At 60.2% G+C, this 8,547-nt stretch carries 8 protein-coding genes; 3 read left to right on the top strand and 5 right to left on the bottom strand.

The annotated features are described in order from the left end of the window. Positions 1-462: 462 nt before the first annotated feature. The gene (locus tag ACNA0J_RS26980; RefSeq protein ID WP_415821976.1) at positions 463-1,509 is read right to left on the bottom strand and encodes an NADP(H)-dependent aldo-keto reductase; all 1,047 of its coding nucleotides are present in this window, start codon (positions 1,507-1,509) and stop codon (positions 463-465) included. Between the two features lie 187 nt (positions 1,510-1,696). Between ACNA0J_RS26980 and ACNA0J_RS26975 the strand changes: the two genes are divergently transcribed. Further along, positions 1,697-2,119, top strand: coding sequence for a VOC family protein (locus ACNA0J_RS26975; protein WP_415821974.1), 423 nt, complete (start codon positions 1,697-1,699; stop codon positions 2,117-2,119). A gap of 50 nt (positions 2,120-2,169) precedes the next feature. Next, positions 2,170-3,006, top strand: coding sequence for a class II glutamine amidotransferase (locus ACNA0J_RS26970; protein ID WP_415821972.1), 837 nt, complete (start codon positions 2,170-2,172; stop codon positions 3,004-3,006). Positions 3,007-3,133: 127 nt separating this feature from the next. On the opposite strand, the gene ACNA0J_RS26965 is transcribed toward ACNA0J_RS26970, so the two are convergent. The 4 genes from ACNA0J_RS26965 to araD all read right to left on the bottom strand — a co-directional run bounded on the left by ACNA0J_RS26965 (position 3,134) and on the right by araD (position 7,643). Then, the gene (locus tag ACNA0J_RS26965; protein WP_415821971.1) at positions 3,134-3,622 is read right to left on the bottom strand and encodes a VOC family protein; all 489 of its coding nucleotides are present in this window, start codon (positions 3,620-3,622) and stop codon (positions 3,134-3,136) included. Between the two features lie 206 nt (positions 3,623-3,828). After that, complete coding sequence (locus ACNA0J_RS26960; protein WP_415821969.1) at positions 3,829-4,818, bottom strand: Bug family tripartite tricarboxylate transporter substrate binding protein; 990 nt, start codon at positions 4,816-4,818, stop codon at positions 3,829-3,831. 268 nt (positions 4,819-5,086) lie between these two features. Then, positions 5,087-5,806, bottom strand: coding sequence for a ribonuclease activity regulator RraA (locus tag ACNA0J_RS26955; protein WP_415821967.1), 720 nt, complete (start codon positions 5,804-5,806; stop codon positions 5,087-5,089). A gap of 103 nt (positions 5,807-5,909) precedes the next feature. After that, positions 5,910-7,643, bottom strand: coding sequence for an L-arabinonate dehydratase (gene araD / locus ACNA0J_RS26950; RefSeq protein WP_415821966.1), 1,734 nt, complete (start codon positions 7,641-7,643; stop codon positions 5,910-5,912). A 105-nt stretch (positions 7,644-7,748) separates the two neighbouring features. Between araD and ACNA0J_RS26945 the strand changes: the two genes are divergently transcribed. Next, the gene (locus tag ACNA0J_RS26945; RefSeq protein ID WP_415821964.1) at positions 7,749-8,453 is read left to right on the top strand and encodes a GntR family transcriptional regulator; all 705 of its coding nucleotides are present in this window, start codon (positions 7,749-7,751) and stop codon (positions 8,451-8,453) included. The last annotated feature ends 94 nt before the right edge of the window (positions 8,454-8,547 follow it).

Genomic DNA, 8,547 nt, shown 5'->3' with positions numbered 1-8,547 from the left:
GTCTCGTACGGCCCCTTCGGGCCTCCCTACGACCTCCACTCGCTCAGCCACGAGGCGCGCCAACACGGTCACTGCCCCGCATCGACTCGCAGCATCTCTGATTCCCTCGCCGCTTGCACGGGTGGTTTTCTTAGGCTTCGTAGGAACTGGTTTTTGCAAGGATGAAGATCTTGCAGGGTTGCTATTCATTGACGCCTACGGGCGCGCCAATGAATAGCGTTTGGGATCTGCATGCGAAGGCTTTGGCATCGGAGATAAACAGAAGATCTCTCGAGCTACGATTTCGTTATCCCTAGAGATGAGCTACGCACCATCATCGCATGCATCAACTCTAGCCAAGCAGATCTTCCAACCAAGCACCACGCCACCCCGTCGCATGCCCGGACCCATCGCGATTCGCGTGTGTCAGGGCACACACGAATCGGAACACCGCAAAATCTTCCTCTTTGCCCCCCGATCGATTTACGGCGCAGGATTAGGATGCTGCGTGTGAATCGCGTCGATGGCTTTGAGGATATCGTCGGACAGCGTCACATCGACGCTGTCGATGTTTTCCTTGAGCTGTTCCAGCGTTGTCGCACCGATCAGGTTGCTGGCGACAGAGCGTTGCTGGTTCACCCAGGCCAGCGCCAGATGCGTGGGCGACAGGCCGTGATCACGCGCCAGCTTCACGTATTGTTCGGTCGCTGCGTCGGTCTGCGGATTGCTGTAGCGCGTAAAACGCGTGAACAGCGTGAGTCGGGCGCCTTCGGGGCGTGCGCCATTCAGGTATTTGCCCGAGAGCACACCCATCGCTAACGGTGAATAGGCCAGCAGGCTCACTTGTTCCAGATGACTGAATTCGGACAAGCCGGTTTCGTAGACGCGATTGAGCAGACTGTATGGGTTCTGAATCGTGGCGATGCGAGGCAGACCCTGGTTTTCAGAATGCTTTAGAAACTGTGCGACGCCCCATGGCGTTTCGTTCGATACACCGATGTGGCGGACTTTGCCCGCGCGTACGAAGTCCTGCAGGACTTCCAGTGTTTCTTGAACCGGCACGGTGTAATCGTCGTCGATCCACGGATAGTCGCGTCCGAACGTGGCTGTGGTGCGATCTGGCCAGTGCAGTTGATACAGATCCAGATAGTCCGTCTGCAGGCGTTTCAGGCTGGCGTCCAGGGCCTCGGTCAGGTTCTTGCGATCCAGGTTGGTCTTGCCGTTGCGGATGTGTCCGGGGCGTTTCGGGTCGCGGACCGGGCCTGCCGCCTTGCTGGCCAGCACAATGTCCTGACGGCGTTTCGTTTTGGCCAGCCAGGTGCCGATATAGGTTTCAGTGCGGCCTTGGGTTTCGGGCTTGGGCGGCACGGGATACATCTCGGCGGTGTCGACGAGATTGACGCCGCGCGATAGTGCGTAATCCAGCTGTTCATGGGCTTCGGCTTCGCTGTTTTGCTCGCCCCAAGTCATCGTGCCCAGGCCAATCAGACTGACTTCGGTATCGGTGCGGCCAAGTTTGCGGTATTTCAAGAGAGGGCTCCGAGTGAGGAAAGGAAACGCGTCTGATGTTACTCCTCTGAGCTGAAGGAGTGATTAAATAGGAGGGCATGAGCTAATGCTCTCCGGCAGGGGCAACGCGCTGGCGTGACGGAGAGTCCCTTGCATCGATCGATGCGCGTTGCCGCGTTGTACCGGCCGGCATACTTCAGGAGTACGAATGAAACCTCGCGTGAGTTTTATCACTTTGGGTGTGGACGATCTGGATCGTGCGATACAGTTTTATCGCGATGGTCTGGGGCTCGAGACGCCGGGTATTATCGGCACGGAATTCGAATACGGCGCCGTCGCGTTTTTTGACATGCAACCGGGTCTGAAGCTGGCGCTATGGCCTCGTGCCAGCCTGGCGCACGATACGCAGGTGCCACAGGGCCCTCGCAGCGCCACAGAGTTTTCGTTGGCCCATAACGTTGCCGACAAGGCCGAAGTCGATCAGGTCATGCAGCAGGCCCGCGAGGCGGGCGCTCAGATCGTTAAAGTCGCAGGCGACACATTCTGGGGCGGATACGCGGGGTATTTTCAAGACCCGGATGGCCATCTTTGGGAAGTCGTCTGGAATCCTGAGTTCTTGCCACAGGACTGAACCGGTTTGCTGCTATAACTCCCACTCGAGCAACCCGCAGGAGCATGGCTATGTGCCGCTGGATGGCTTATTCCGGTGATCCCTTGCAGCTGGATCTGGTGATTTTCAAAGCGCAGCATTCGCTGATCGATCAGAGCCTGCATTCGCGTCTGGGGGCGACCACGACGAATGGGGATGGTTTTGGCGTGGGCTGGTATGGCCCCGATCCCGATGAGGCGCCATTTCGCTATCGCAGTATTCATCCCGCCTGGAACGATCGCAATCTGCGAGAGGCCGCGCGCGCGATCAGGGCGCCGTTATTTGTCGCCCACATTCGTGCGGCAACGGATACGCCTGCCCAGGAAACCAACTGCCATCCGTTTCGCCATGACCGCTGGTTGTTTGTGCACAATGGGTCGATCAGGGATTATCCCGTGCTGCGGCGCGAGCTGCTGATGCAGGTGGATCCGCGCTACTTTCTCTCACTGGAGGGGTCGACGGATTCGGAGGTCATGTTCTTGTTGGCGTTGACCTTCGGTCTGGAAAAAGACCCCCTGCCTGCGTTGGAACGGATGGCCGCCGCGGTGGAAGACGCCGGCCACCGGCACGGCGTGGCGCATCCGTTGAATATGACCATCTGCGCGCTGGATGGTGAGCGCCTGATTGCAGTGCGATATTCGAGCGAGGCCAACTCGCGTACGCTGTTTCATAACAACGACGTGCGCCATTTGAAACAGCTGTATCCCGACGAGCCTCGCATTGCTGCACTCGGAGACGACACCTATATGCTGTTGTCCGAGCCGTTGACCGAACTGCCCGGCGTCTGGCAAGAAGTCCCCGAGGCCACGGCCATCATTGCGCACAAAGGGGACGTACAGTATTTCCCCTTTGTGCCGGGCGGCTTATAGAAGCGGCGCGTGCATCGCACCACAATCCCCGAGCATCGTTCGTTGCAACGGGATAGGCAACATGGTGCGAAGCGCAACGGCTGGCATCCGGTCAAGTTCGGGACCCGCTGCGCAGGACCCGATTGGATCAGGCCGCGCTCTGATTCTTGCTCATTTCAGAAAACGCCGCGCGCATTGCCTCCTGGATCTGTTCAGGGGTCAGATCCTGTTTATGCGTCGCAATCGACCAGCGATGTCCGATGGGATCGGTGAGCTGCCCATAGCGATCCCCCCAGAACATATCCGTCGCCGGCATGGTGACCTTTGCGCCGGCGGCTTCGGCTTGCGCCATGGCGGCATCGACGTCTTCGACATAGATATGCAGATACACCGGCGAGTCCTGCAGCCCTTTGGGGCTCATGGCGCCGCATTCGGAAAACGCGTCGGCCAGCATGATTTTGGAGTCTCCGATTTGCACCATCGCGTGCATGATCCTGCCGTCCGGGCCCGGCAGGCGGGCCAGCTCGACCGCATTGAAAGCCTTGACATAGAAAGCGATGGCTTCGGCTGCCCCCTCGCAAATCAGGTGAGGGGTCACGGTATGCATGCCTTCGGGAATGGGTTTGACAGTGGCCATGGCAGGCTCCTGAAAGGTGCCCCTGCCGGGTTGGCAGGGTTCTATCCCTACGACGAATGATAGACATCCAGATCGACAAACTGCGTGACTTTTTTTATCCAATTGCCGCTGGCAGGGCCGAGAGGGGTGGGCTGGCGGCCTGTAACACCCGGATGTATTCCCCGGGGGCCAGGGCCGCGTCTTGAGGGCAGGGCGTGAGCGTCGCGTTAATCGACACTGGCACCTGATTTTTTGACGACCTCCGCCCAGCGCGGGATTTCCGTCGCCATCAGATCGCGCAGTTGTTCCGGGCTGCTGCCGACCAGTTCCATCCCCATGGTTTTACCCAGTTTTTCCTGGACGTCGGGTTCTTTCAGAATGGCGGCGATTTCCTGGGACAGGCGGTCAACGATGGGCTTGGGCGTGCCTTTGGGGGCGTACACCGCTTGCCATGACGCCATCTGGAATCCTTTCACCCCGGCTTCTTCCATGGTGGGCGTATCCGGGGCCAGCGCGATGCGTTTTGGCGTGGTCACCGCCAGCAGTTTGAGTTTGCCGTTCTGCAGCAAGGGCAGGGCGGCCGTCATCTGGTCGAACATGAACGTCACCGCGCCTGCGGACACATCCACCATGGCAGGCGGAGTGCCTTTATAGGGCACGTGGGTGAGCGGCACACCAATCGTGTCTGCGAACAGTTCACCCGCCAAATGAGTCGACGTGCCCTGTCCGGACGAGGCAAAGGTACGCTTGGTCGGATCGCGTTTGAGCAGCGCGATCAAATCTGCGACAGAATTCACGCCCAGGTTGGGATCCACCAGCAACACGTTGGGCAACGTGGCGACCAGCGATACCGGCTCGAAGTCTTTGACCGGGTCGTAGCGCAGGTTTTTGTACAGGCTGGCATTGATGGCGTGCGTGCTGATGGTGCCGCCAAACAAGGTGTAGCCGTCGGGCGTGGCCTTGGCGACGTAGCTCGCGCCGATACCGCCTGCCGCACCGGGTTTGTTTTCCACGATCACGTTCTGTTTCAAGCGCTCGGCGAGTTTCTGTGCCAACAGGCGGCCCACGACATCGGTGGAACCGCCGACGGTAAAGGGCACGACATACGAAATCGGTTTCTCGGTCGGCCAGTCCGCGGCTTGCGCGGGCAGACCGCAAGTGGCCAGGGCGGCCGCGGCCAGTGTTAACACTAGATGACGGCGTCGGGTGAGGTTCATCGTTGTCTCCGTAATGGTTTTATTGGTCAAGTGTGCGTGCCGTCGAGTGGGATGATCGGCACTGGCCGAGCGTTCGGCGTGGAAACTGCGTGCTTGCTAGGTCAATGCTGCTGCTTGTCGCTGCCTGTGCCGGGTCCCATGGAAATACGGGACAGGCATGGCGTGAGGCTTTTATTGTTGTTGTTGCTGCTGGCAGGACATTGAGGGGTCTTGCAAGGCCTGCTGGCTGTCATCGCAATCTCGACAACCAGCAGACCGGCGACGGGCTTTAACGCCCGTTTTTCGTACGCCAGGCGGCGAATTGTTCGCGGGTTTGCGGATCGGTGGGCGGGTACAGGCCCAGGATGCTGCGGCCGCCCTGGACTTCGCTGGTGACGAAGTCTTCGAACGCCGTCATTTCATGGGCTTCCCGAGCGATGTCGTCGGCGATGTCCGCTGGGATGATGACCACGCCTTCGCCGTCACCGACCACGATGTCGCCAGGGAACACGGCCACGTCGCCGCAGCCGATCGGCGCATTGATATCCAGGGCTTGGTGCAGCGTCAGGTTCGTCGGGGCTGAAGGACGGTTGTGATAGGCCGGGATATCCAGATTGGCGATCTCGGGCGAGTCGCGGAAACCGCCATCGGTCACGACACCCGCTACGCCGCGTTTCATCAGGCGCGTCACGAGGATAGAGCCTGCCGAGGCGGCGCGCGCGTCTTTACGGCTATCGATCACCATCACCGAGCCCTCGGGGCAGGTTTCCACGGCCACGCGTTGCGGATGGCCGCGGTCTTCAAACACTTTGATGGTGTTCAGGTCTTCGCGTGCGGGGATGTAGCGCAGCGTAAAGGCCGGGCCGACCATGTTGGGCAGTTTGGGGTTCAACGGATGCACGTCCTGGATGAACTGATTGCGCAGACCACGCTTGAAAAGCGCGGTGCACAAGGTGGCGGTGCTGACGCCCTGCAGGATGCTGCGGGTGGTATCGGATAGGGTGGTCATTGCTGTCTCTAGAGTTATCAGGTCAGACTTATAAAGTCGGGCACGAGAGCTGTGAGGTCGTTACGATGGAGGCAACGGGCCTCAACAGCAGGGGCAGGCACAATCAGAAAATGCTGGGCTCGGGCACCGGTTCGCCAAAGCTCGTTTCCAGGAAATCAAAATCGCAGCCGTCGTTGGCTTGCAGGATGTGCTTGGAATACATCCAGCCGTAGCCTCGTTCGTAGCGCTTGGGCGGGGGTGTCCAGGCTGTACGGCGGGCTGCCATTTCCTCATCGCTGATGTTCAAATGAATCGTGCGGTTCGGCACGTCCACCGTGATCAGGTCGCCCGTGCGCACCAGGGCCAGCGGACCGCCGATGTAGGATTCCGGCGCTGCATGCAAAATACACGCGCCATAGCTGGTGCCGCTCATGCGGGCATCGGACAGACGCAGCATGTCGCGTACGCCCTGTTTTACGAGCTTGGTCGGGATCGGCAGCATGCCCCATTCCGGCATGCCCGGGCCGCCTTGCGGGCCGGCGTTGCGCAGGATCATGATGTGGTCGGCGGTGACGTCCAGATTCTCGTCATCCACGGCGGCCTTCATGCTGGGATAGTCGTCGAACACCAGGGCCGGGCCCGTGTGCTGCAGGAATTGCGGGGCGCAGGCGCTGGGCTTGATCACGCAGCCGTCGGGGGCCAGGTTGCCTTTGAGGACGGCAAGCGCGCCTTCATCATAGATGGCGTTATCCAGCGGGCGAATCACGTCGTCGTTATAGACGCCAGCGCCCTCCAGGTTTTCACCGAGCGTACGCCCAGAGACTGTCATCGCGGACAGATCCAGGTGGTCTTTCGCCAACCGCGTCATCAGGCCGGGCAGGCCGCCTGCGTAGTAGAAGTCTTCCATTAAATATTTGTCGCCGCTGGGACGGATGTTGGCGATCACCGGGACCTTGCGGCTGGCGGCGTCAAAATCATCCAAACCCACTGCGCAGCCTGCACGGCGCGACATGGCGACCAAGTGCACGATCGCGTTGGTCGAGCAGCCCATGGCCATGGCCACGTTGATGGCGTTCTTGAACGACGCCACCGACAGGATTTTCTGCGGAGTCTGGTCTTCCCACACCATTTCCACCACGCGGCGGCCGCACTCGGCCGACATGCGCATGTGGTTCACGTCGGCGGCGGGGATCGACGAGGCGCCCGCCAGTGTCATGCCAATCGATTCGGCAATCGCCGTCATGGTGCTGGCCGTGCCCATGGTCATGCAGGTACCGTAGCTGCGCGCGATGCCGCCCTCGACCTCGGTCCAGTCCTCTTTGGTGATGTTGCCGGCACGGCGTTCGTCCCACAGTTTCCAGGCATCGGAGCCGGAGCCCAGGACCTTGCCTTTCCAGTTGCCGCGCAGCATCGGGCCGGCAGGCAGATAGACACAGGGCAGGTTGGCGCTGAAGGCGCCCATCAGCAGGCCGGGGGTGGATTTATCACAGCCGCCCATCAGCACGGCGCCGTCTACCGGGTGGCTGCGCAGCAGTTCCTCGGTTTCCATCGCCAAGAAATTGCGATACAGCATGGTGGTCGGCTTGACGAACGATTCCGATACGGAAATCGCCGGCAGTTCGACCGGGAAACCACCCGCCTGAAAAATGCCGCGCTTGACGTCGTCGACGCGCTGCTTGAAATGGCTGTGACAGGGGTTGAGATCGGACCAGGTATTGATGATGGCGATGATCGGGCGACCGGCCCAATCCTGCGGGCCATAGCCCATCTGCATCATGCGCGAGCGGTGGCCAAACGAGCGCAGATCATCGTGCGCCATCCAGCGTGCACTGCGCAGGTCTTCGTAAGAGCGGGTCATGAATAGGGTCTCCCTTGCTGTTTGGGCGATTAAAACACTAATATATTAGTGCGTCAATGAATCTCCAGCCCGGTACAATCCGGCCATCTTTCTCTTTTCTCGCCTATGACCCAATCGTCAACGCTGCCCGTCGACCTGCGCCTGGACCGTTCCCGCCATGCGGCGCCGCAGGTGTTCGAAAAGCTGCGCGAACTCATTGTGTCGATGGAGTTAAAGCCCGGCGCGCCACTCGCACGCGTGGAGCTGGCAGAGGCATTCGGGCTGAGCCAGACGCCGATTCGCGACGCGCTCAGCCAATTGCGCGACGAAGGGCTGGTGGATATTTATCCGCAACACACCACCGCCGTCAGCCGTATCGACATTGCCGCCGCCCGCCAGGCTCATTTTTTACGGCTGTCTCTCGAGTTGGAAATTGTGCGTGTCCTCGCTACCCGCGAGGATCCGGCATTGGTCGAGCAACTGCAGGCACACATCGACGCCCAGCATGCCAATCGTGTCGCTGAACGATATCCCGCTTTCATGGCCGCGGACCAGGCGTTTCATCAGGACATGCACGTGGCCGCCGGAGTCGGAGCATTGTGGGAACTGGAGCAACGCTACAGCGGCCACGTCGATCGCCTGCGCCGCCTGCATCTGCCCGAGGCTGGTAAAGCCGACCGCATCCTGCGCGATCATCAACGCATACTGGACGCTATTGCCCAACAGGATGTCAATGGCGCGCAGGCGGCACTGCGGGAGCACCTGTCAGGCACGTTGAGTCAGATCGAGGATATCTGCGCACGGTATCCGGATTATGTGACGGCGAGGTAGGGGGTGTTGGCTGACGTTGCGACGCCATCTGTCTGATCGCGTGGTGTTTGATACCCGCGGTACGTTGTTGCTGTTATGGTGTAAATCAGTCAGT

The organism is Bordetella tumbae, assembly GCF_965139195.1.
Lineage (GTDB): Bacteria > Pseudomonadota > Gammaproteobacteria > Burkholderiales > Burkholderiaceae_B > Bordetella_A > Bordetella_A tumbae.
This window is presented reverse-complemented; position numbering and strand designations above follow the sequence as displayed.

Bases quoted from the DNA above. Each gene is read 5' to 3' on its own strand.
- ACNA0J_RS26975 (WP_415821974.1), top strand. From the start codon at position 1,697: ATGAAACCTCGCGTGAGTTTTATCACTTTGGGTGTGGACGATCTGGAT.
- ACNA0J_RS26970 (WP_415821972.1), top strand. From the start codon at position 2,170: ATGTGCCGCTGGATGGCTTATTCCGGTGATCCCTTGCAGCTGGATCTG.
- ACNA0J_RS26965 (WP_415821971.1), bottom strand. From the start codon at position 3,622: ATGGCCACTGTCAAACCCATTCCCGAAGGCATGCATACCGTGACCCCT.
- ACNA0J_RS26960 (WP_415821969.1), bottom strand. From the start codon at position 4,818: ATGAACCTCACCCGACGCCGTCATCTAGTGTTAACACTGGCCGCGGCC.
- ACNA0J_RS26955 (WP_415821967.1), bottom strand. From the start codon at position 5,806: ATGACCACCCTATCCGATACCACCCGCAGCATCCTGCAGGGCGTCAGC.
- araD (WP_415821966.1), bottom strand. From the start codon at position 7,643: ATGACCCGCTCTTACGAAGACCTGCGCAGTGCACGCTGGATGGCGCAC.
- ACNA0J_RS26945 (WP_415821964.1), top strand. From the start codon at position 7,749: ATGACCCAATCGTCAACGCTGCCCGTCGACCTGCGCCTGGACCGTTCC.